The sequence below is a fragment of the Halalkalibacter oceani genome (assembly GCF_040544555.1).
GTDB classification, from domain to species: Bacteria; Bacillota; Bacilli; order Bacillales; family Bacillaceae_D; genus Halalkalibacter; species Halalkalibacter oceani.
Genome location: NZ_JBEPKD010000001.1, coordinates 568,616 through 590,775 on the forward strand (window position 1 = coordinate 568,616; position 22,160 = coordinate 590,775).

General features: G+C 50.6%; 22 protein-coding genes. All 22 read right to left on the bottom strand.

Translation table 11 applies throughout. From position 1 onward, the window contains the following. Nucleotides 1-68: 68 nt before the first annotated feature. Entirely contained in the window at nucleotides 69-983 is a 915-nt protein-coding gene (locus ABMB67_RS02840) for a peptidoglycan DD-metalloendopeptidase family protein (RefSeq protein WP_354571036.1), read from the bottom strand. Between the two features lie 116 nt (nucleotides 984-1,099). After that, complete coding sequence (locus tag ABMB67_RS02845) at nucleotides 1,100-2,200, bottom strand: Ger(x)C family spore germination protein (RefSeq protein ID WP_354571037.1); 1,101 nt, start codon at nucleotides 2,198-2,200, stop codon at nucleotides 1,100-1,102. Further along, complete coding sequence (locus tag ABMB67_RS02850; protein WP_354571038.1) at nucleotides 2,178-3,311, bottom strand: GerAB/ArcD/ProY family transporter; 1,134 nt, start codon at nucleotides 3,309-3,311, stop codon at nucleotides 2,178-2,180. The genes ABMB67_RS02845 and ABMB67_RS02850 overlap by 23 nt, the downstream gene beginning before the upstream one ends. Next, nucleotides 3,304-4,797, bottom strand: coding sequence for a spore germination protein (locus ABMB67_RS02855; RefSeq protein WP_251222454.1), 1,494 nt, complete (start codon nucleotides 4,795-4,797; stop codon nucleotides 3,304-3,306). Before ABMB67_RS02855 ends, ABMB67_RS02850 begins: the two co-directional genes overlap by 8 nt. A 144-nt stretch (nucleotides 4,798-4,941) precedes the next feature. Next, the gene (locus ABMB67_RS02860; protein WP_354571039.1) at nucleotides 4,942-5,712 is read right to left on the bottom strand and encodes a class I SAM-dependent methyltransferase; all 771 of its coding nucleotides are present in this window, start codon (nucleotides 5,710-5,712) and stop codon (nucleotides 4,942-4,944) included. Between the two features lie 412 nt (nucleotides 5,713-6,124). Beyond that, the gene (locus ABMB67_RS02865) at nucleotides 6,125-7,111 is read right to left on the bottom strand and encodes a C-terminal binding protein (RefSeq protein WP_354571040.1); all 987 of its coding nucleotides are present in this window, start codon (nucleotides 7,109-7,111) and stop codon (nucleotides 6,125-6,127) included. A gap of 18 nt (nucleotides 7,112-7,129) precedes the next feature. Next, nucleotides 7,130-8,137, bottom strand: a complete 1,008-nt coding sequence (dmpG, locus tag ABMB67_RS02870) for a 4-hydroxy-2-oxovalerate aldolase (RefSeq protein ID WP_354571041.1) — start codon at nucleotides 8,135-8,137, stop codon at nucleotides 7,130-7,132. A gap of 12 nt (nucleotides 8,138-8,149) precedes the next feature. Then, nucleotides 8,150-9,034, bottom strand: a complete 885-nt coding sequence (locus ABMB67_RS02875) for an acetaldehyde dehydrogenase (acetylating) (RefSeq protein WP_354571042.1) — start codon at nucleotides 9,032-9,034, stop codon at nucleotides 8,150-8,152. A gap of 18 nt (nucleotides 9,035-9,052) precedes the next feature. Next, entirely contained in the window at nucleotides 9,053-9,724 is a 672-nt protein-coding gene (locus ABMB67_RS02880; protein WP_251222459.1) for a GntR family transcriptional regulator, read from the bottom strand. A gap of 214 nt (nucleotides 9,725-9,938) precedes the next feature. Continuing rightward, the gene (locus tag ABMB67_RS02885) at nucleotides 9,939-10,964 is read right to left on the bottom strand and encodes a LacI family DNA-binding transcriptional regulator (RefSeq protein WP_354571043.1); all 1,026 of its coding nucleotides are present in this window, start codon (nucleotides 10,962-10,964) and stop codon (nucleotides 9,939-9,941) included. 28 nt (nucleotides 10,965-10,992) lie between these two features. Continuing rightward, nucleotides 10,993-11,916 (bottom strand): DMT family transporter, encoded by a 924-nt coding sequence (locus ABMB67_RS02890; RefSeq protein ID WP_354571044.1) that lies wholly within the window; start codon nucleotides 11,914-11,916, stop codon nucleotides 10,993-10,995. Between the two features lie 174 nt (nucleotides 11,917-12,090). Next, the gene (locus ABMB67_RS02895; RefSeq protein WP_251222462.1) at nucleotides 12,091-12,675 is read right to left on the bottom strand and encodes a cob(I)yrinic acid a,c-diamide adenosyltransferase; all 585 of its coding nucleotides are present in this window, start codon (nucleotides 12,673-12,675) and stop codon (nucleotides 12,091-12,093) included. Nucleotides 12,676-12,685: 10 nt separating this feature from the next. Then, nucleotides 12,686-13,060: a bifunctional adenosylcobinamide kinase/adenosylcobinamide-phosphate guanylyltransferase gene (locus ABMB67_RS02900; protein ID WP_251222463.1), complete on the bottom strand. Its 375-nt coding sequence runs from the start codon at nucleotides 13,058-13,060 to the stop codon at nucleotides 12,686-12,688. Next, a complete protein-coding gene (locus tag ABMB67_RS02905) occupies nucleotides 13,057-13,689 on the bottom strand; it encodes a histidine phosphatase family protein (RefSeq protein WP_251222464.1) in 633 nt (210 codons plus the stop codon). Before ABMB67_RS02905 ends, ABMB67_RS02900 begins: the two co-directional genes overlap by 4 nt. Next, nucleotides 13,647-14,438 carry an adenosylcobinamide-GDP ribazoletransferase gene (gene cobS / locus ABMB67_RS02910; RefSeq protein ID WP_251222465.1) on the bottom strand — a complete coding sequence of 264 codons (792 nt, stop codon included), beginning with the start codon at nucleotides 14,436-14,438 and terminating at the stop codon, nucleotides 13,647-13,649. The genes ABMB67_RS02905 and cobS overlap by 43 nt, the downstream gene beginning before the upstream one ends. Next, the gene (locus ABMB67_RS02915) at nucleotides 14,425-15,945 is read right to left on the bottom strand and encodes a cobyric acid synthase (protein WP_354571045.1); all 1,521 of its coding nucleotides are present in this window, start codon (nucleotides 15,943-15,945) and stop codon (nucleotides 14,425-14,427) included. Before ABMB67_RS02915 ends, cobS begins: the two co-directional genes overlap by 14 nt. Continuing rightward, nucleotides 15,939-16,514 carry a bifunctional adenosylcobinamide kinase/adenosylcobinamide-phosphate guanylyltransferase gene (locus tag ABMB67_RS02920; protein WP_354571046.1) on the bottom strand — a complete coding sequence of 192 codons (576 nt, stop codon included), beginning with the start codon at nucleotides 16,512-16,514 and terminating at the stop codon, nucleotides 15,939-15,941. Before ABMB67_RS02920 ends, ABMB67_RS02915 begins: the two co-directional genes overlap by 7 nt. After that, on the bottom strand, nucleotides 16,511-17,584 hold the full coding sequence (cobD, locus tag ABMB67_RS02925; RefSeq protein WP_354571047.1) for a threonine-phosphate decarboxylase CobD: 1,074 nt from the start codon (nucleotides 17,582-17,584) through the stop codon (nucleotides 16,511-16,513). The genes ABMB67_RS02920 and cobD overlap by 4 nt, the downstream gene beginning before the upstream one ends. Continuing rightward, nucleotides 17,571-18,527, bottom strand: a complete 957-nt coding sequence (gene cbiB / locus ABMB67_RS02930; RefSeq protein WP_251222469.1) for an adenosylcobinamide-phosphate synthase CbiB — start codon at nucleotides 18,525-18,527, stop codon at nucleotides 17,571-17,573. Before cbiB ends, cobD begins: the two co-directional genes overlap by 14 nt. Further along, entirely contained in the window at nucleotides 18,524-19,999 is a 1,476-nt protein-coding gene (locus tag ABMB67_RS02935) for a heme ABC transporter ATP-binding protein (protein ID WP_354571048.1), read from the bottom strand. Before ABMB67_RS02935 ends, cbiB begins: the two co-directional genes overlap by 4 nt. 18 nt (nucleotides 20,000-20,017) lie before the next feature. After that, nucleotides 20,018-21,076, bottom strand: coding sequence for a FecCD family ABC transporter permease (locus tag ABMB67_RS02940; protein ID WP_251222471.1), 1,059 nt, complete (start codon nucleotides 21,074-21,076; stop codon nucleotides 20,018-20,020). Next, complete coding sequence (locus ABMB67_RS02945; protein WP_354571123.1) at nucleotides 21,039-22,001, bottom strand: ABC transporter substrate-binding protein; 963 nt, start codon at nucleotides 21,999-22,001, stop codon at nucleotides 21,039-21,041. Before ABMB67_RS02945 ends, ABMB67_RS02940 begins: the two co-directional genes overlap by 38 nt. Nucleotides 22,002-22,160 lie beyond the last annotated feature (159 nt).

The window sequence follows — 22,160 nt, forward strand, 5'->3', positions numbered from 1 at the left end:
CTACGTACCCGTCGAGCTACCTCCTATTTTACCATATTTCACAGGCGAATTATAGACTGCTCCGCCTCTCATTCTTTAATTGTCAGAAGCTGCCCCGGATAAATAAGATCGGAAGAAAGCTGATTCAGTTCAATGATTTGCTCCGCCGTCAGCTCGTATTTGGCGGCAATCGCCGAGAGAGTCTCTCCCTGCTCAATGACATGAGCACCATCGACCCGTTCAGGGTATACAACGAGCGTCGAACCGACAGTAATCAAATCGGTCTCAAGCTCGTTCCACTGCTGCAAATGCTCTACGGTCACCTTAAAATCAGACGCAATTCCCCACAGTGTATCTCCGGACTCCACCTCGACATAGACTGCTGTTTCATCATTCACCTGTTCTCCCCGGGCTGTATGTTCCGACTGGATGCTTAGCGTCGCCACTGTTTTTCTTTCCTCTTCCTCTTCAAAGACGCCGCCAATTGCCGCATACATCGCACCCGTGTCCGTTGAAAGTACATGAAGCGGGTCAATCGAATCTGACTTTTCCGGATTCCAGCTGCCGTGATGAACCTCAAAATGCAAATGATTGCCGGACGAGCGGCCCGTATTGCCGACGGAACCGATTTTTTCTCCCTCTTCTACCTGCTCTCCTTCATCGACGATGCGTTCGTGTAGATGCGCGTATACCGTTTCCAAGCCATTATCATGCTCGATAAACACGACTTGTCCATATGTATGAGAAACATAGGAGCGGGAAACCGTCCCGCTCGCTACTGACACTACCGGCGTGCCCTCGGGGGCGGCAATATCAATCCCATAATGCTTGCCCTCCCTTGTCCCAAAAGAATCCGTCACTTCGCCAACCGTCGGCCAAATCAGGTCATCGCTGAAACCTGATTCGTATTCTGCCGCAAATGAAGTTGTCGATGTAATAAATAACATGCTAATAAAAGCAGCTAAGGCAAGCGCAATGCAGACTCGTTTTATTAAATCAACCATGACGTCCTCCCATTCCGATATCACAACCAGTCTTTCCCTTTAAAGCGAAGCTGGTCTATTTGATTTATTCACAGATATCAGTATCATATGGAAATCCGTTAAAAAATATTCCTGATTTATTCAATCGCCCCAGACTGGATTACGTTTAACTCAATATCCAATTCAAAGGTCGCCGCTGGATAAATGCTGTTTTTCCATTCTTCCGGACGCCAGTCGCGTGTCGTGCTGCGGTAAAGCTCGCCGACGCCGACCGGGTCAATTCCTTCATCGCGATATTGGTATAGCATATCTGTCAGCCGCCTCGTGATTTCCTCTTCTATTTTTTCCTGCACCTCCTTCACAACCCCAGGTTCATCCAAATTCATTTCTCCTGTATAATCAATGATTTCCCCATCGATTGTCATATTATAGCGAAAGATAGGCCCCGTCTCCGTTTTCTCTACTTCTTTTTTTAATTCACTATTCAGTTTCTCAATTACGACATGACTAGTTGCTCCTTCTCCATTAAGCGTAAACTGCTGTGTCGCCTGCCGGGCCGGTGTCGTGAGCAGTTTAAGCAAGAAAGAATCATCACCCGATAAAGTCGTATGGACGACATCGGCCTTAAATAATGCCGTTCCTGCGACACGGACAGTATCTCCGGCTTTTTTAATAAGAGGAAGATACGGATCACGCGCATCACTATAAAAGCTGAATAAAAAGTTGTGCAAATTAGTCGAAGGGATCATATTCTGCTCCATATTTTGCCGCAACAAATCGGACAGAAAAACACCGGCCTGCTCCCCTGAGCCCAACTCGGTCTTCAGAACCTCCTCGGCCCGACCATCAACAACCGCCAGCAAAATCCGATTTCCTACCGACGGATCACGGTAGAGGGAATCGACTAAATCCTCAATCCCTTGTTCAGCCAGCTCCCGGCTAAATAAAATGACTCTGATTTGGCCAAGCACCAATGGCCGCTGGGCCCGCTTATTTAACATGACTTTCGTTCCTTTTGCCGTATCCCCACTGGCCTCAATAATTCCCTTTTCAAGCACGTTTTTCCCCCCTTGCTCAATAAAAGTCGGAAAACTGACCGTGATTTTCAGCTGTTGTTCATCATCGAGATCATAGGCGGCTAAGCGGATGAGGGAGACTTCGTCAATCACATTTGTTTGTAAGCAGCCCGTTAGGAAAAGTACTGCCAAACAGACGCTAGACATCCATCGTTTGGCCATGTTTATTCCTCCTTACTTTCAAGACGATCGTTTGAAGAAGTACTAAAAGCGGGATATAAAGAAAGCAAAAATAAAAGCCAACGGTTCCGACCCATTCGTTAAAAAGGTTGATTTCCTGCCTCGTCGGTAAAAAGGTGATCGCAGCTGCAACGATGATAAGCGCCAGCACTAAAGCAAGTCGTTGATTCATATGAAAAACCCGCTTCGCACATCTGCTTGCCGCCCATAAGCTTAGCGCAATATTAGGCGTGATTAAAATCAGCCAAATAGAGATGCCGATATATTCAAATCGTTCAAGAAAGGGAAGCTCAATCACCTTAAATAAGGTCAGCGTTGCCCAAATCGTCCGGTTAAGCTGTTCTTCACTGTAAAAGACCAAACTGACAACCATAATGATCGTATAGGTGACCGTCGTCAAGATCGCTCCCAGTTGAGCCCATTTTTGCGTAAATTCGTTTTGCTTTAAAAATGGATAATACATGAGCAACAGCTCAAATCCGAGAAAGCTCAGCGTCGTATCACGCGCGCCTAACGCAATTTCCGTGAAAGTATGCTTCCAGATTGGAAGGATATTGAGAAAATGCGCATATTCAAGCGGCAAAAGAAGCAACGGGAATAAAAGAGAAGGAATCACGACTCCTAAAAAGGCCAAACCGACGACGGTTCTGAACCCTCCTGCGACCACATAATAAAAAAACAACATAGCGAAAGAAAGGGCAACCCAGGTCGGCAGATCAGGAAATATCCACACTTGAACGATTTCGATATACGACCTCAAGACAAGGATCGCCAGCGCCATAAAATAAACGCCGACAAGGATGCTGAAGCCATTTCCGATCCACTTTCCGAAAATTTGCCGATGAATCGTAATTATATCCCCATTCGCCCTTTTAAGGAGGATATACATACAACTGATAATGAGCGAGACGACGACACCGGCAAGCAGGACAGAGATCCAGCCGTCATAACCGGCTGACTTTACAACCGAGCGCTGAAAGCTTAGCACACCGACGCCAATTTGCGTGCTGTGAATCAAAAACAGCACTAAAAATCCAGATACTAAATATTGCTCTTTTATCGGTTTATCACCAATTGTCGACCCTTTACTCATCGATATCTTCCTTCCTTGTCGCTCTGCTGAAATTGAAGCGCCCTTTATCACGCGGTCTTAAATAAACCGGTCGCGAGGACATCCAGCTGAAAGGCAGCCGGATAAAAGCATCCTTCCAATCTTTAAACCGTGGCGGAAAGAGCGGAGCCAAATACGGTCTTCCGAGCGATGTAAGATGAAGCAGATGAACAAGTGTATAGAGGCCGCAAACGACGACGCCGACCCCGCCGGCAATGGCTGCGGCAATAATAAACGGAAAGCGAATCAGACGGATCGTATTGCCCATTTGGTAGACAGGCGTCGTAAAGGAAGCTAATGCCGCCAGCGCGACGATGATTAACAAAATATTACTTGTCAGCCCCGCTTCCACCGACGCCTGCCCAATCACAATTCCGCCAACGATACCGATCGTTTGTCCGACTTTAGTCGGCAACCGCGCCCCGGCTTCTCGTAACAGCTCAATGGTCAGCTCAAGAAATACCGCTTCAATTATAGGAGGAAACGGCAGATTACTGCGCGAGGCAATAATCGTTGCCAGTAAATCACGTGGAATGAGTTCATAATGATAGGTTAGCACGGCGACATAAATCGGCGTCGCCAAAATCGAAAAAGCTACCGCCACAAAGCGTAGCAGCCGGACGGCGGAAGCAATCTGCCATGGGAGGAAATAGTCCTCCAATGACGAAAAAAACTCAATTAAAGTCGTCGGACCGAAAACAGCCTCCGGCGACCCGTCACACATAAACGCTACTTTCCCTTCCGCCAGAACCGCCGCGACCCTTTCCGGTCTTTCAGTATTGATCAGCTGGGGAAACATCGACATCGTATTATCGGTAATCATTTGCGCAAGGGAACTGCTGTCAATCACCTGATCAAATTCTACTTTTTCGAGCCTTTGCTGCATCGTTTGCAAATTATCCTGGTCGACCAGACCCTGAATATAAAGAAGGCAGACACGCGTTTGGGTAATTTTCCCAATCTTCATTTCTTTTACTTCCAATTGCGGCAAAGGCAGCCTTTTCCGGATTAAATTGATATTCGTGTCCAGTGATTCAATAAAGGACTCTCGTGGACCGGCAACACTAAATTCATTTTCAGGAGGAGAAACCTGCCGATCGGATTCCATCGATACTTCAATGACACCACAAGCGGAGGGATTGTCTTTTTCATAGAGAATGACAAAACCGGCCATCGCCTTATTCCGTAATTCGTTTCCTGAATATACAAGCTGTTTATCAGTAATCGGAACTGCTTCAAGCAGCGCATCCAAGCTTTGTTTTTTCGCTTTTGGCAAATAGGCCAAGATGTCGCGATTCAGGCGATCCGAGTCAACCATCGTCCGGAAATAAGCGATTTTGTAACAGGCTGACTCCAGCTCAAAATCATACTCAACAAAGTCACTCGACTGCCGAAATAACTCGAGAATGCTTGGGATCGTTTCATCTTCCCGATGTTTCACTTTATGCATCAGCCATTTTCCAAGCATTCTCTCACCTCCTGTCATTTCCTGTTATGTAGTATGAAATACAGCTCGTGGAATTATGTATCATCATTCACCTTTGTTTCCAGGAAAAACATAAAGAGGCTCGGGGAAAGGTAAATAACAACCTTTTCCTCGAGCCTCCATTTTTTATTGCTTCTTTCCGATCACCCGGATTCGCTTGTAATCAGCGACCCAGCCTGTTTCCTGATAAAGCGTCGCCCGCAAATTTTGTTCAACTGCTTTTACAATCTCCTGCCTTAGCCCTTCCTCAATTCCTTCAAAAAAGGAAGCGGCAAACATCACAAGCCAGTTGCGTAGTCCCTCCTCTCCTTCGAGCGGAGTAGGCCGGTCAATATGCTCGGCGAACGTAACGAAAAAGCCAGCCTCCTCCATTTTTCCCGTATAATCCCCGATACTTGGAAAATACCACGGATAACGACTAGAAAAATCGGTCATGCCCCGTTTTTCAAATTCGTTCCGCAATTCATTTGTCACCATCGCGACATTAGCCTGGCCTCCAAATTCCGCGACGAAGCGCCCACCTGGCTTTAACGCCCGATAAATTCCCGCAAGCACCGGTTCAGGCTTCTTCATCCAGTGTAGGGCTGCATTCGAAAACACGGCATCGAATTGCTCCCGGTATGTCAGCTCGGCCCCGTCCATCACATCAAATTGTAAATGGGGATATTTCTGCTCCGCCTGATCAATCATATTGGTCGATTGATCGACCCCTGTTACGATCGCGCCTCGTTCGCTAAGCTGATTTGTTAAATCTCCCGTTCCACAGCCCAAGTCAAGAATCTTCTCCCCCTCCGCCGGGGCAAGCAGTCCAATCAATGTTTCTCCATATTTTGAGACAAACGCATGCTTATTGTCATAAAGATTCGCATTCCACTTGTCCGCTTTGGCCATCGCCATGTCTCCAACCTCCTCTGCTGTTCTGTTTCATTATATCAACCCTTGCGCGCACTTCTCTCGCTGCTTCGTCGTCAGCGCAAAAGGGACACTTCACCCTTTTCACAGGAGCTTACTTTGCAGCGGCTCCGTCCGCGCTCAGTCAGAAGGAAAGAAACCCCGCTTTCCTTGAAGCTGCTGAAAAAGGATGATTTTCGCTTTTTCAGCAGCTTTTTCGTAATGAGTGTAGCCGTTGCCTGATTTTGAAAGCCTTGTTACGAGTGCGTTTCTCGTAGCAAGGCGCGCAACGCGCGGAGCCATTACTCTTCTTCGAGTTACGAAAAAAGAAGTTTTTCAATGGCCTCCTTCCTTTCTGACTTCTACACCCTTGCGCGCTCTTCTCTCGCTGCTTCGTCGTCAGCGCAAAAGGGACACTTCACCCTTTTGCGCTGACGACTGCCTGCCGGTTAAGGATGTTGCTTGGATGCTCACCTTGGAGGATGGCGTAAGCGGTTTCTGCTACTCGTAAATGAAGGCGCTGTTTTGCTTCTTCACTATTGAAAGCCGCATGCGGGGTGATGACGACATGCTCAAGCTTCAGAATTTCATCATCGAGCTGAAGCGGCTCATGCTCGAGAACATCGAGACAAGCTCCTCTGATCGTTTTCTCCTTTAACGCTTTCACTAACGCTGTTTGATCAATAATCGGCCCGCGCGCGGTGTTAAGCAGGACAGCGGAGTTCTTCATTTTATTAAACGCTTCCTCATTAATCAGATGATGCGTGTGCTCATTCAACGGAACATGAGCCGAGATATAATCTGCATCGGTAAATAATTGCTCGAGAGTGACCTTTTTCACCCCGTATCTGTCCACTACCTCATCGGAAATAAACGGATCATACGTGATGATCTTCATCTCAAACGACGCGGCATACTTCGCTACTTCCTGAGCGATATTTCCAAAGCCGACCAGGCCGAGCGTCAGTGAAGACAGGCGGCGTGAGTAAAAGCCGGCATTCGGATTCCATTGTCCTTCGCGCACGGAAGCATCGAGCAAACCGATTTTCCGTTCAAATTGTAGCAGCATCGCCATCGTATGGGTAGCGACTTCAGGAATGCAATAGTCAGGAATGTTGCAAGCAGCGATTCCTCTCTTCGAAGCAGCCTCTACGTCAATATTGTCAAAGCCGATACCATAGCGCACCAACGCTTTACAGTTCGGCAAAGCAGCAATCACCTTTTCCGTCATCGGAGCGTAGACGCTAAGTACCGCATCGGCATCCTGACACGCTGCTATCACCTCTTCTTCTGTTGCACAATCTTCTACTCTGAATTCAACTCCGCGCTCGCGAAAGAACTCCTCTTCAATCTGATAGTGATCTCCTTCTAGTGACTTGCCATCCGCTAACACAACGAGCATCATTGCTGCCCCTCTCCACGTTTATTTTGCACTTGCCAACTTCTGTGCAATGGATAGAATCATATCTTCCTGGCCTCCGACCGCTTTTTGCCGGCCGACTTCCATCAAAATATCACGGGCATCAATCCCGTATTCTTCGGCTGTCCGGAACGCAAACAGCAGGAATGAGCTGTACACGCCGGCATAGCCCATCGTTAAGCTCAATCTGTCAATCGAGATCGGACGCTTCATCATCGGCTTCATCACATGCTCAGCCGCATCCATCGCTTTATATAAATCGATGTTGTGGCGGATGTTCGCCTTGTTCATGACGGCAACCAGTTCCTCCGTCGCCGTATTTCCAGCTCCCGCTCCCATTCCGGCAAGGCTTGTGTCGATCCGGTTCGCTCCCTCTTCAATGGCGACGATGGAATTCGCGACGGCGAGCGACAGATTGTTATGGGCATGAAAGCCGATTTCGACGGAAAGCCGCTCCTTCAGCGCGGCAATGCGCCGGCGAGTATCATCCATCAACAGTGCTCCGGCGGAATCTGTGCAATAAACCGTGCCCGCCCCATACGACTCCATCTTTTTGCCCTGCTCGGCCAACTGCTCTGCCGGAATCATATGAGCCATCATCAGAAAGCCGACGACATCCATTCCTAAGTCGCGCGCATATTTAATATGCTGCTCCGAAATGTCGGCTTCTGTACAATGAGTCGCAATCCGGACGACGCTTGCTCCGTATTCATGGGCGCGCTGCAAATGCTCAATTGTGCCGATGCCTGGGATGAGCAGGACGCCGATTTTAGCCGACTTCGCATTTTCGACCGCCGTTCGGATAATCGTCTCTTCCGTTTCCTTTGAGAAACCGTATTGAATCGAGCTGCCCCCAAGACCATCGCCATGCGTCGCTTCGATAATGTCAGCACCTGATTCATCGATGACTCTCGTTAATTCGGCAATTTGCTCCTTTGTATATTGATGCGAAATGGCGTGCATTCCATCGCGCAGCGTTACATCATTAATTGTAATCTTTTCTGTTCCCATCCTTTTCCCCTCCTAGCGATCGTTTCGCTGTCCAAATTCTTCTCCGACTCTTACGGCGGCTGACGTCATAATATCAAGGTTGCCTGCATATTCAGGTAAATAATCACCGAGACCGGTAACTTGCAGGAAGATGGTCACTCGATCTTCGTTAAAATAAGGCTCAGCGCTTAATGTGTATCCTGGAACGTATTGCTGCACTTGCTCGACCATATTTGTCACTGTCGTTCTAATTTGCTCGTAAATCTCCTCGTTATATTTTTTAATTATGACGTGAATCGTATTGCGCATCATGATTGGCGGCTCTGCCGGGTTCAAAATGATAATCACTTTCCCCTTATCGGCTCCTCCGACTTCTTCTAGAGCCTTCGCAGTTGTTTGCGTGAATTCATCAATGTTTTGCCGTGTGCCGGGCCCGGCGCTTTTACTGGAAATCGTTGAAACAATTTCTGCATAGGCGACATCAGCCACCTTATTTAAAGCGCTTACAATTGGAACAGTGGATTGTCCTCCGCATGTGACCATGTTGACATTCGACTCCTGAATGTGATCATCGATGTTAATAACCGGAACGACATAAGGACCGATGGCAGCCGGCGTTAAGTCGATGACTGTTTTGCCAAGCTCCTGCAGCACTTTGTTATTTTGAATATGGGCTTTGGCGCTTGTTGCATCGAAAAGAATGTCGGCCAAATCAGGCTGCGCCTTAAAGCCTTCAATGCCATTGTCGATCGTCGTGAGCCCTTTTTGCTTTGCCCGCTGTAAACCGTCTGACTGTGGATCAATGCCGATCATCACCGTCGGCTCCAACACCTTACTCCGTTTGAGCTTTTCCAATAAGTCTGTGCCAATATTCCCCGAGCCGATAATACCGCATGGGACCTTTCTTTTCTCTTCCATAACGTTCCTCCTGTACTTTTAAGATATATGAATTGTTTCGAAAAAGTTTTTCAAAACCTTCCTCGCGTAATGTAAATGCGTCTCCAACGTATGCTTTACCTGTTGTCGATCGCCTGATTGAAGCGCTTTTAAAATTTCCTCGTGCTGCGTCAAGCTCGTTGCCCGTTGCTGGCGGGTATGTTCATTCGTGATTTCCATAATCGCTTTAATGACTCCATTCGTGCTGAGCCACATTTGAATCAATGTTTTGTTTTCTGATAACCGGATTAAGGAATAATGAAATTGCAAATCAAGAAAGTTGACATTGCGGTTCGACAAATCTTCATCTTCCATCGCATCTAGCAATTCTCTCATTTCGGTCAAGTACTGCTCGTCAACCGGCATTTGAATTTGCTCTATCGCCGCCGTTTCTACTACACTCCGTGCATAATAAAGATTGTTGACGTCCTCATTGGAAAAGCCGTTCACTTTCGTCCGCCCATTTTTGCACGTATGGACCAGACCCTCTTTCTCCAGCTGGACGATTGCTTCCCGCACCGGGCCGCGGCTGACGCCAAGCTCCTTTGACAGGACGACTTCCTTCAAATGCTCGCCTTTTTTCATTTCTCCTAAAATGATTCGCTTGCGTAATTTCTCAAGCACTTGTTGCCATATTAATTTTCGTTGCACTTCTTCTGTGAACAGCTCCATTATTATTACCTCTCTATTCGGAATCATCAGAATGTTAACAGTTTAATGTTTTCACTAGTAATATAGTATAAGCTTACTATCATTGTCAAGAAAAGAAAAGGAAGGGCTGAAACAAAAGGTTGTTTTTTTACCTTTTGCCCAGCCCTTAAGCAAGGAGCGGAACCGCCACGATCTGTTAAAGTCCAGTGTCTCAAGCTTTTCATAGTCTCATTGATTAAAGTCTGACCTGACTCGATTCACGAATGTGGAGTTCCGGCTCCAGTATAATCCGTTCGGCAGGCCTGGCAAAATCATCAATTCGCTGATGCAACAGCTTGGCGGCTTCGGTTCCGATCATTCGGGGAAAAGAGGAAACCGTCGTCAGGCGCGGCGTAAAAATCGACGCCTCCTGGACGTTGTCAAAGCCGACGATTGCCATATCCACGCCCGGGGTCAATCCCCTTCCTTTCAATTCCTGCATCGCCCCGATCGCGACAATATCATTAAAGCAAAACGCTGCCGTCGGTCTGCTTTCCCTTGTCAAAATTTCAGCCATCGCCATCCTTCCGCCTTCTCTCGTCGCGACACTTTCGACAATGAGCGAAGGATCGACGTCCAATCCGGCCTGAAGCAATGCCTGCTTATAGCTTGAAATCCGTTCGCGCCACGGTGAAGCCGCTGATGGGCCTCCCAGGTAGGCAATCCGGCGATGTCCTTCCTTTACAAGATAGGAAATCACCAGCTCCGCCCCGGCCCGGTTATCAATCCCGACGTAATCAAACGTCGAGCCGGTTATTTCCCGGCCGACTTGAACGACGGGAAGCTGGCTGTGGATCAGCTGTTTCGTTGTCTCCGCGGTACTGGCGGACACAGGCGTCCACAAAATACCGGCAACGCGGTTTTCCAGCATCGTCGCCAGCAGCCGCTCCTGCTTGTCGTAAGAGTCCGAGGTTGTCCCTAAAATAATCGTGTACCCTTCCTTTTCAAGCTCAGCTGTAATCCCGTCAAGCAGCTCGGAAAAAAAAGGGTTCGCAATTTCGGTAATCAATAAACCGACGGTCGTCGACTGTTTCGATCGCAGATTGGCGGCGACCCGATCATAGACATAGCCTAATTCATTCATTTTTCCCAACACTTTTTCGCGCGTTGCGGCAGAAATTTTCGGGCTGCCACGGACGATTAAAGAAGCGGTTGCCCGTGACACTCCCGCCGCCTTGGCGACATCCTGCAGCGTCACACGCCGCTTTTTCTTGGAATTCACTTGTCAGAAATTCCTCCTTTTCTCGCTCCTATGACGAAGAAACCGAATGGGAGCGGTTTTGCAGGTCTGTTTTTACAGCCGGGTCCTTATGATGGGTGGCGACCCAAATCCCTACACTAATAAATAAAAAGCCGAAAATATGCTGGATCAGCAGCTCTTCCCCTAAGTAGATGACCGCGCCAATTAAAGCCGTGACCGTAATCACATTTAAAAAGATCGACGCCCCGCCGGCTCCAAGGCGCTGAATACAGAGATTGAAGCCAATAAAGCCGAATGCCGTTAACACGACTGAAGCGAGCAGGATTTTAACCCAGATAAACGCCGAAAAGGTGAAAATGCTCGTCATATCCTGAACAAATGGCAAAACGAGAAGCATGCCCGCCCCTACTAAATAACTGTACGCCGTTACCGGGATAATTTTCATTTGTCCTGAAAGCTTCCGCGTATAGACAAAGCTCAGTGCCTGCGCCAGCATCGAGAAAAACAGCAGGATATCGCCGCTTGAGAAGCTGAATGAGGAAAAGCCGCGGAACACGATAAAGCAAATTCCGATAAAGCTCAGGATTACGCCGATATAGTGGCGGCGAAATAAAGTTTCCTTCAATAATAAAGCACCAAGCAATGTCGTCGCGATCGGGTTTAATCCTAAAATGAGCGCGCCGTTCGTCGCATGCGATGTTTCCAGCCCGATCGCCAGCGTAATTTGATGGACGAACACGCCAAAAAAACCGATCAGCGTCAAAAGCTTCCACTGCTCCATTGTCGGTTTGACGACACCATAAACGAAATAGCAAATGGCTAAAAGAGCCAAGGCCGTCAGCGTCATCCGCACAAATGTCAGCACAAGCGGCTCAACCGTATATAGGAGTGACTTGACTAAAAGCATGTTATGGCCCATCAGGATTGTTATTATTGTAGCATATAAGTATGTATGCTTTTGAAAAGAAAACAAAAGAATGCCTCCTTCTAAGTTGATATAAGAAAACCGCACAGGGCTTTTCATAATGTAGTAGATCGATCTACTAAACTATAAACCATGAGGTAATAATTGTCAAACACTTCGCCATACGAAAAACGAAGCAGCCGGATAACACGCTGCTTCGTTTTTCTATTCTGATCGCGGATGCTATTCTTTCCGTTTGCCGCTGCGAAAGACGATCGCGCTCCGTTCATACTCGACGTCTTTCACGTTAAGGCGATAATTAATCACGCGGGCAATCGCAAAAAAATAGTCGGACAGACGGTTGAGATATTTTAGCACGATTGGATTGACGACATCCGATTCGCGGTGGAGTCTCGTCACATAGCGCTCAGCGCGCCTTGTGACTGTCCGGCAGACATGAATCGTCGCGGCCGCCTCAGAGCCCCCCGGCAAAATAAATCGCTCCAGCTCCGGCGCTTCCTGGATATAAGCATCGATCCGTTCCTCAAGGAAGTCGATCATTTCCTGCTTTGCTTTATAGGGCCGATCTTCCCTTTGCTTGAGCATCGCCAAATCGCCGCCGCAATCAAACAGCTCATGTTGGATTTTGACAAGCTCCGCTTTCATATCAGGAAAGACCTCCTCATCAAGCTGAGCTACCGCCATACCGACAAAGGAATTGACCTCATCCGTCGTTCCGTAAGCGATGACGCGCGTATCGTCTTTCGCCATTCTTCCACCAATGACACTTGTTTGCCCTTCATCCCCTGTTCTTGTATAAAGTCTCATATCCAGCCTCCTATTTTAATTGTGTCGCCAACCCATACCAAATCAGATCGACGCGCTTTGCCTTCCTTGCTACTTCCTGAAAACAGACACCGACATGATCACGAAACAGACGTGCTTCTTTTTCAAGCGGGACAACGCCCTTGCCAACATCTGAACCAATCAAATAAAGAAGACCGCCAGATTGCTCCCAGCAAAGCCAGCTCTCAAGCCATAAATGAAATCGTTCACGCGCTTCCGCTTCCCCCTCCGTTAAAAAGGCCCGCACGATTGCTTCCAGCCCGAAAATAATCACCGTGCCGGTTTGATTCCGGCTTGGATGCGGGCACCGTTCATAGCCATTATACCATTGAATCTCAGCAGGACCGGCTCCGGAAGCGTGCTTCATCGCCCATTTATTCTTTCCGTGAAAGGCTCCTCCAGTAATGAAATGAATCGCAGCCCCCTCCTTACATCTGATTTTTTTCCGCTTAAGGTGAGACGACAGCCAATCGGTACATGCCATTCAAAAAAGTTCCGTTTGAGCGGCGCATACTCCGTCAGCCACTGGCGAATGACTCCGCCGTGAGTAATGACGACCACCTTGTCCGCTCCCTCGTCCTCCGCGAGAGATAGCAGCTCACCAAAGGCCTGCTTCGTCCGCCGTTGAAAATCGCGCAAGCCTTCTCCCTCTGGCGGAGAAACCCCGGTCGGATCATCGAGCCACCGGCGGTAAAGACGATCCTCTTTCAGCTGCTCGTATGTTTTTCCTTCCCATAAGCCGAAGTCTAGCTCGCGCAGGGCCGAAAAAGTGCGGAAGCGTCGACCGGGATAAAGAAGCTGCGCCGTTTCCTGGCATCTGAGGAGATCGCTCGTGACAAGCAAATCGCTTTCGCCAAGGGGAAGCGCGGCCAAAGCCGTCAGCTGTTGTCTTCCCTGCGCTGATAAAGGAAGGTCGGTTGAACCTAGGTAACGGCTCTCTTCGTTATAACGTGTCAAGCCATGCCGAATAAGGCTAACAGCCAAAGCATCGCCCATAATAATGTCTCCCCTCCTTCGCCGCCAGCGCCGACCGTATCCCCTGTAATCCCGCCAATTTGCTGCCTGACCCACTTCAGCCAAATCGCCAAAAAGAGAGCCGCTCCGCCGAACAGAATCAGAAAAGGCGGATAGATGATCACGATAAGCGCCACCGTCAGCAGCGACCACACAATATAGGTGATCATCACCGTCCGGTTTTGCGCTGGACGCAAAGCAGCTGCCATTCCTTCCTGCCGGGCAAACTGCCCGAGCAGCAGCTGCCAGCCAAGCAGCAGCCTCATGATGACAGGAATGAGAAAAAGCCCAAACAGAAACGGTCCGCTTCCCGCTTGCACGAGTTCCCAGATGAAGGCAAAGCGCCAGCCGAGAAGGAAGAGGACGCCAAGCGCCCCAAACGTGCCGAGGCGGGGGTCCTTCATAATCTCCAGCTTCCGCGCCCGCTCTCTCCGCGAAAAAACGGCGTCGCAAAAATCGGCCCAGCCATCAACATGCAGGCCTCCGGAAAAAAGCAGTGAAAAGCTAAGCACATAGAGGGCAATGATCAAGGGAGACATCGGCGAATACTGCAGCAGCAAATAGCCCTGAAGCGCGAGGCAAGCACCGAGAATCAGCCCGACGAGCGGATAAGCAGCCACCGAAGCAGAAGCCCTCCGTTCATCCCATTCCACATTTTTTTTAAGCGGGAGAATTGTTAAAAACTGAATCGCCAGGACGATGCCGTCGAACAAAATGTTAATATGCCGCATCGCTTTTCCTCCATGCCTCGATTTTCTTAAGCAGCCGCCTCACATCAAGCTCTGCTTCAAGCCAATCTGCGGCCTGCTCATAGCCCTTTTGCCGCTCATTTTGCAGGCTTCGGACCGGCTGCTCCGGCAAAGAGCGGATTTTCCGCAAGCGGTTCAACCACCACGTCCGCCACTGATCATTGTAAAACAAATGATGAAAATAACTGCCGATTAACCGGCCTCCCTCGGCGAATATCCCGTCCTCGCGCTCCCCGACCGTTAAAAAGGGAAGGGCGCTTTCCGTCAGCCGCCGCGAGTGGCCGAGGTGAATTTCAAAGCCGGTTAGCGGAGCCAGCGCTGTAAATTCCGCCGCAACGAGCCGGCCGACAGACTGACTCGTCCATTTCTCCTGGGCAAAAACCGTTTCAACCGGTAAAATGCCAAGCCCTTCTATTTCCAGCCCGGCCGTTCCGGTATCGGTGCCGGCTTCGTCGATGATCGTCCGGCCGAGCATCTGGTAGCCGCCGCAAATGCCAATGACTGTTCCTCCTTGGCGGACATAAGCCTTCAGCTGCTCGCTCAGCCCGGTTGCCGTCATCGCCTCCAGATCACGAATCGTACTTTTCGTCCCCGGCAGCAGCACCGCGTCGGGAGAGCCAAGCTGATCGTGCATCCCGACGAGACGCAGTGACACATCCGGCTCATGAAGAAAAGGCTCCAGATCCGTGTCATTCGACAAATACGGCAAGTCAATCATCACAATCTCAAGCTGATCACCCTGCTTTGCCGGCTGACGATAGCGTGTTTGACGCGAGAGCGAATCCTCGGCTTCGATTCGATGATTGTCGAGATACGGTAGGACGGCAAGCACTTCGACGCCGAGGTTTTCTTCAATCCACTTTCGCCCGCTGACAAACAGATCCGGATCGCCGCGGAATTTATTGACGATCACGCCGAGGACACGGCTTCTCTCCTGCTCGCTCAGCAGCTGGAGCGTCCCGGCGATGCTGGCGAAAATGCCGCCTCTGTCAATATCGGCGACAAGGATCACCGGCACATCAGCTAGCTCTGCCACCTTCATATTAACGAGTTCACGGTCATTAAGATTCATCTCAACCGGACTGCCCGCTCCTTCAATAACGATCGCATCATACTCGGCTTCAAGCGTTGCCAGCGCCTCGCAGATCGTTTCCAAGCCAAGCTCGTAAAACTGCTGGCGGTAATCCTTGCCGGAAAGTGTCTGATGAACACGGCCGAAGCGAATGACCTCCGATGTATGATCGTTTCTCGGCTTGAGCAAAATCGGATTCATCATGACGCTCGCTTCCACTCCCGCCGCTTCGGCCTGAATGCCCTGGGCGCGGCCGATTTCAGCCCCTTCCTTCGTCACATAGGAGTTGTTTGACATGTTTTGTGATTTGAATGGAGCGACGCTCAGGCCGCGGCGGGCGAACGCCCGGCAAAGCGCCGTGCAAATAAAGCTTTTTCCGACATCAGAGGATGTGCCTTGAATCATGACACCTAGCATACCCTTCCTCCTTTCTTCCAGCACGGCAGGCCGCATTCAAGCTCAATCGCCTCATCTGCGAGAGCGACAAGCTCACAGTGAAGCTGTCCGAGTATCCGCTGATACACGAAAGTACCTTCATCAGCCACCGGGAGATCTGACGTGACTTCATTCGAGACGATCACTGCCTGATAATCAGCCGCCAGCTGGGTGAACAGCGCAGTCAGCTTGGCGACGACCTTCCGCTGATAGTCTGCGTCACGCCAGCGCTCTTCTCCCCGTTCCCAGCCGTAAAATAATTCATTGCTGACCAATGTGGTCACACAATCCAGCAGAACGACATCCTGTTTATCGATCTGGGCGAGCAGCGTATCGACATTGCGCTCTTGCTCCCATACGTGCCAATTTTGGCCGCTCGCCTGCCGCTGCTGCTGGTGGATGTTTACGCGCTGTTCCATTTCTCCGTCATAGACAGCGCTTGTCGCCAAATAGTGAAGCCGGCAGTCCTTCTTCTGTGCCAGCTCGATCGCGCGCTGTTCAGCATAACGGCTTTTTCCGCTTCTTACTCCACCTGTCATAAAACAAATCACCGCTCTCTCCACTCCTTGAGCACCGCAAGCAATCGCTCATTTGCCTCAGGCTGCTTGACGGCGAGACGGATATAACGTCCGTCCAGCCCGTTAAAATTATACGTATGGCGGGCGATGACGCCTTTTTCGGCGAGAAAAAGCAGCAGCGGCTTCATGTCCTGCTTTTTTCGTTCGGACAGTAAATAGAAATTGACGGTTGAAGGAGAAACGACGAAGGATAACCGTTCCAGCTCCGTGCTGACCCGCTCACGCTCCTCTGCGATCATCGCTACTGTTTGCTTTACGAAGCTTTGCTCCTGCAAGGCCTGCATTCCGGCAATTTGCGCAAATCCGTTGACGCTCCATGGCGGCTGACGCCTCGCGATCGCCTGCACCAGCTCCGGCTGAGCTAAAAGGTAGCCAAGCCGCAGACCGGCAATCGCATACATTTTTGTCAATGAGCGCAGCAAAATAAGCCGCGGATGATCGGCAAGCAAATGTTGCAAATGGACGTCTTCCAGACAAAAATCGTAAAACGCCTGATCAACGACGAGATAAACATCGTGATCCTCAGCGGCTTGAAGCAGTTCAACGATCGCGTGACGGCTGTAGCTGATTCCTGTCGGATTATTCGGACTGCATAAAAAGAGCAGATCGACGGCCGGCAGCAGCGGACGAATCAGCTCAAGCCGCAGCTCCCACGGCGCCGGCAACACGATCGATTCAACCTCGCACTCATATGCTTCGCACGCGTCGCGGTATTCCGAGAAAGCCGGCTCAATGATCCCGACCCGTTTGCCGCGAAAATGAGCAGCCAGCAGAAAGATCAGCTCCGCCGCCCCATTGCCAAGCAGCACATTTTCCGGCTGAAGATCATTTGCCACGGCGACAGCATGTGTTAAAGCTGTCCCGCGCGGATCGGGGTAAGCAGAAGCTGTTTCCCCGAGCCCGGAAGCGAGCAAGGAGAGAACAGATTCGGGCGGCCCATATGGATTCGTATTGACACTGAAGTCTTCGGCTTGTTCCGGCAGTTTGATGGCAAGCGCTTCAGCAAACTGCTTTGGATTTGCTCCATGATTAGGTAAGGACAATGATCACACCTCCGCATCCGAGCAGAAGCAGCGTAAACAAAGTCACGGTTCTGCTCATAATTTGCGTTGCCCCTTCAATATGGACAACACGGAGCCGCACGAGCGCGTCTCCGATTTTGGCCCGGTTTGAAACGAGCCCCTGATATGTATTTGTTCCGCCGAGCTGAATGCCGAGTAGCGCGGCGACCGCCGCCTCGCCCCAGCCGCTGTTCGGACTCGGATGCTTGCGCGCATCGCGCCGGACAACCGCCCAGCATTGCCGCGTCGAGCGCTGCAGCTGTGGCCGGTTGGCGATAATCATCACGAGCGCCGTCAGCCGGCTTGGCAGCCAATTGAGCAGATCGTCAAATTTGGCCGAAGCCCAGCCGAAATCGCGGTACCGTTCATTTTGATAGCCGACCATCGAATCACATGTGTTGACCGCGCGGTACAGCAGAGCAAGCGGCGCTCCGCCTATCCAGGCGAAAAAGAGCGGAGCGGTAATGCCATCGCTTGTATTTTCCGCTACCGTTTCGACCGTCGCCCGGGTGATCTCGGCTTCATCCAATTTATCTGTATCGCGGCCGACAATATAGGAAAGCCGGAGACGGGCTTCCTCCAAATGATGAGCCTCGAGCGGCTTCCGCACCTCATCCGCCGCCTGCTTTAGCCCCTTTTCGGCAATCGTCGTTGAAATGAGCCACGCCTCCACAAGAAGTCCGGCGACCGGATGAAGCCAATACGCGCTCCAGACGAGCAGAGCGGATACGAAAACAACAACTGACAGGACAGCGACGAGCATCAGCAAGCCTTTTTGCTTTCGCGCCTTGCCGCGGTTCAGCCGGCGCTCTCCGATTGAAATCAGCTTTCCGAAGCCGACAACCGGATGAGGCAGCTGCCGCGGGTCGCCGACGAGGCGATCAATCAGCACCGCCAGCACAAGCGCTAACAGATGGAACGTCATCGTCTGTCACCGAGGCGGCGCTTGTAGCGCTGGAGTGTCTGCCGCATCCCTTCATAAACGAGCCGGGCGAGCTCTTTTCCTAACGGGGTGATCGTGCCGGCGTACGGAAACATTTCTCCGGCCTGCGAGGAAGCAATCATTACGCTGTCGGTTGAGGTGCCAGTCGCGATCGTGCCGCTGCTCCCGTCACGGATCTCCTCATCATGCAGCGCCTTCGCTTTCGCCTCGGTTGCGGTCATCAGCGCCTGAACATAGGCGGCCTCCGGAAGTTCGCCATCGATAAATACCCATATATTGATCGTTCCGACCGTTTTTGCGTAATCAGGAAGACGATGGGCGCGTGAAGCATCGACCGCATTGGACGTGCCGGCACTGATCATCACAAGCAGCGCAGGACTTTGCTTCTCCGAGCGGAGAATCGAGGCATCCTCTAAGCGCGCCGCGGTCATCATCGCCAGTGTATCCTCGTCATCTAAGCCATGCTCCGTCAAAAATGCGCGGTACTCCTCCTCCGGATCAACAGCGTGATAATCTTTGTCAACATGGCGGTTCACAAATGTATGATGCCAGCGGAAGCCGGCGCCAAGTACAGCGGACGACAATGTTTTCCATTTCGTCACGCTCGTCATTTTGATCCACTTGTCTGTATGTTCAATCGTAAGAGCGTCAAGCGCGGAAGCTGGCGCCTGCTCCCCATTGTCGGGAATAAGCGTAATTAACGGCCGCGGGACAGAGGGATGTTCCTTGCGCATGAGCGTTGTTTGATAGACGTTCGCCAGCTGGTCTTCTTTCAACACTTTATGCGGTGAATCGAGCGCGACCATTTCCCCCTCTTCCAAAAGCAATATCCGATCGCAGTAAAGGCTGGCCATATTCAAATCATGGAGCACTGTGACGACGGTTAATTGACGTGTTTCCGTCCACTCATGCAAGGCGTCGAGCAGCTGCATTTGATGGGAAAGGTCAAGATGGTTGGTCGGCTCATCAAGCAGAAGTATATCCGGTTCCTGCGCGAGAGCCCGTGCCAACAGCACCCGCTGCCGTTCGCCGCCGCTCAACTGCTGAAGCGGCGTGTCGCGGAACCTCCACGTATCCGTTTGCTTCATTGCAGCCCTGATCACCTCTTCATCCTGCTTCGTCGTCCGTTGCAACCAGCCTTTTTGATACGGATAGCGCCCTAAAGCGACGACCTCGGAAACAGAATACGAAAAAGCGGTTTCCGCCTGCTGCGGCAAAACGGCCATCTTTTTTGCCAGTTCCTTTGAGCTGTAAGCCGCCAGTGGTTTGCCATCGATCTCAATCCGTCCGTCAGCTGCAGGCAAACCGCCATTGATCGCTTTCAGCAGGCTCGTTTTTCCACTTCCGTTCGGCCCGATAATGCCGAATACTTCACCTTTGTTCACCGTAAACGTAAGCGAGCGGACGACATCCTTCGTCCCATATTGTACAGTGAGATCCTCACAAGTAATCATCGTCGTCTTCCTTTCTATTCACGCTTGTAATCTGCGCTGTCTCAGCAAAATAGCAGCAAATACCGGGGCGCCGACAATCGCGGTAATGACACCGATCGGCAGCTCCGTTGGCGCGATAATCGTCCGCGCGACCAGATCGGTCAGCGCGAGAAAGCCAGCGCCGACAAACATTGACAGCGGCAATAAGTGGCGATGATCAGGTCCCCAAAGCAAGCGTGTCAAATGGGGGATCACTAACCCGACAAAGCCGATCGTGCCGGAAACAGCGACTGCTCCACCCGTCAGCGTCGTCGCCCCAAGGAGTATGATCACTCTTCTGACGGCAATATTCACACCGAGCTGCCGCGCCGTTTCCTCTCCGAAGGCGAGCGCATTCAATTCCTTGCGGCAGAAAAACAGCAACAAAAAGCCGGTTAGAAAAAATGGCAGCATCAGCCAAATATAGCTCCAGCCTCTCATCGCCACGCTTCCCATCAGCCAGCTGATAATATGACGCAGCTCCTCGCCGGTCAAAGCGATCATCAAGGAAATAAACGCACCTAAAAACGAACTGAAAATAATCCCGGCCAAAATAATCGTTTCCGTCGCCATCGAACGCTGAACAAGCCTCGCGAACAGCATGACGAGAAACAGCGTCGCAAAGCCGGCCAGCACGCTAACCAACGGCAACGTAAAACGGCCGATTAACGGAAGCGAAAATGAAAAAAACAGCACAGCGACCGCACCGACCGCTGATCCTGACGATACGCCGAGCGTATAAGGGTCAGCGAGCGGATTCTTCAAAAAGCCTTGAAAGGCCGAGCCGGCGAGGGCGAGACTGGCGCCAACGAGCATGGCCAGCAAAGCGCGCGGAAAACGGATTTCCATCACGATATTGATAAACATCGGATCAATTGTCTGCTCCACCTGTAGAGAAAACACTTCCTGTAAAATGATTTGCACAACAGTGAGAAAGGGAAGCCGGACGCTTCCCCAACTGATGCTGACGATAAGTGCTCCGATACAAAAGAGCACGACAGAAGCATAAGCTATAACAAGATTATTCGCCAAATACCTCTGGATAAACTGCTTTCGCAAGACCCTCGACTCCTTCTGCCAGACGCGGACCTGAACGTGTCACCTCATCTGAAACTAAATCATAGATGCGATCATTGACAACCGCAGGAACATCCTGCCAGGCCGGGCGCTCTTTAATCTGCTCGGCGGCATTGTCGACATAATAGCCGTACGTCGTGACGATGACATCAGGCTGGAAAGCGACCGCTTCTTCTTCCGTATACGGAATCCAGCCCTCTTGCTCACCGGCGGCATTGATCGCATTGACGACCGTTAACATCTCATCAAGAAAGGTTCCTTTGCCAGTCGTGTACAACTCAGGCGCGGGCGACACTTCGACCCAGACTTTGCGCCGCTCTTCTTCGGCGATTGTACTCGCTTTTTCTTCCACTTCGGCAAACTTGGCCTGCATATCAGCGATTACTGTTTCGGCTTCTTCTCCGGCGTCAACTGCCTCGCCAATCATCCGGATCGTTTCATAGACCATGTCAATCGAAGCTGCATCATAAACAACGACAACGGGAATACCCGCGTTGCGAAGCTGATTCAGTCCTTCTTCGGAGCTGTGGGCATTTGAAGCGTGGGAAAGCACAAGATCAGGCCCAAGCGCGATCACCTTTTCCACGTCAAAATTCATATCACCGACGCTCTCAACCTCCAACACTTCCTCTGGATAATTGTCCCACTCTGTTCGTCCGACGACCGTTTCCCCTTTTCCTAAGGCAAAAATCGTTTCCGTAATGCTCGGCACAAGGGAAACGATGCGCTCTGGCTGTTCTTCGAGCACCACTTCATTTTCTAACGCATCTATAATGGTTTTAGGATAGCCGGATTCGCTTTCCTGCTCCCCCTCGGCAGTCTGTTCCGTTTCTGTTTCCACCGGTTCGACCGGCTGTTCCTCGGGCTGTCCGCCACAACCCGCCAGGACAACAGTCCACAGCAGCATTACGATCGTGACAGCGATCCATTTCGTTCTGTTCACACTCTTCCACTCCTTTTTTCTCTTCCCTTATCATAGAAAAACACTCCTCTATAAAGAGGAGTGCCGGGACAGTCAATAACGCGACCAGGCTTTTCATTTGAATGATAAGCCAGATCATTATTG

Coding starts and splice junctions, on each gene's coding strand:
- ABMB67_RS02840 (WP_354571036.1), bottom strand. CDS start 983: ATGGTTGATTTAATAAAACGAGTCTGCATTGCGCTTGCCTTAGCTGCT.
- ABMB67_RS02845 (WP_354571037.1), bottom strand. CDS start 2,200: ATGGCCAAACGATGGATGTCTAGCGTCTGTTTGGCAGTACTTTTCCTA.
- ABMB67_RS02850 (WP_354571038.1), bottom strand. CDS start 3,311: ATGAGTAAAGGGTCGACAATTGGTGATAAACCGATAAAAGAGCAATAT.
- ABMB67_RS02855 (WP_251222454.1), bottom strand. CDS start 4,797: ATGCTTGGAAAATGGCTGATGCATAAAGTGAAACATCGGGAAGATGAA.
- ABMB67_RS02860 (WP_354571039.1), bottom strand. CDS start 5,712: ATGGCGATGGCCAAAGCGGACAAGTGGAATGCGAATCTTTATGACAAT.
- ABMB67_RS02865 (WP_354571040.1), bottom strand. CDS start 7,111: ATGATGCTCGTTGTGTTAGCGGATGGCAAGTCACTAGAAGGAGATCAC.
- dmpG (WP_354571041.1), bottom strand. CDS start 8,137: ATGGGAACAGAAAAGATTACAATTAATGATGTAACGCTGCGCGATGGA.
- ABMB67_RS02875 (WP_354571042.1), bottom strand. CDS start 9,034: ATGGAAGAGAAAAGAAAGGTCCCATGCGGTATTATCGGCTCGGGGAAT.
- ABMB67_RS02880 (WP_251222459.1), bottom strand. CDS start 9,724: ATGGAGCTGTTCACAGAAGAAGTGCAACGAAAATTAATATGGCAACAA.
- ABMB67_RS02895 (WP_251222462.1), bottom strand. CDS start 12,675: ATGAGACTTTATACAAGAACAGGGGATGAAGGGCAAACAAGTGTCATT.
- ABMB67_RS02900 (WP_251222463.1), bottom strand. CDS start 13,060: ATGAAGCACGCTTCCGGAGCCGGTCCTGCTGAGATTCAATGGTATAAT.
- ABMB67_RS02905 (WP_251222464.1), bottom strand. CDS start 13,689: ATGGGCGATGCTTTGGCTGTTAGCCTTATTCGGCATGGCTTGACACGT.
- cobS (WP_251222465.1), bottom strand. CDS start 14,438: ATGCGGCATATTAACATTTTGTTCGACGGCATCGTCCTGGCGATTCAG.
- ABMB67_RS02915 (WP_354571045.1), bottom strand. CDS start 15,945: ATGCTAGGTGTCATGATTCAAGGCACATCCTCTGATGTCGGAAAAAGC.
- cbiB (WP_251222469.1), bottom strand. CDS start 18,527: ATGACGTTCCATCTGTTAGCGCTTGTGCTGGCGGTGCTGATTGATCGC.
- ABMB67_RS02935 (WP_354571048.1), bottom strand. CDS start 19,999: ATGATTACTTGTGAGGATCTCACTGTACAATATGGGACGAAGGATGTC.
- ABMB67_RS02945 (WP_354571123.1), bottom strand. CDS start 22,001: ATGCTGCTGTGGACTGTTGTCCTGGCGGGTTGTGGCGGACAGCCCGAG.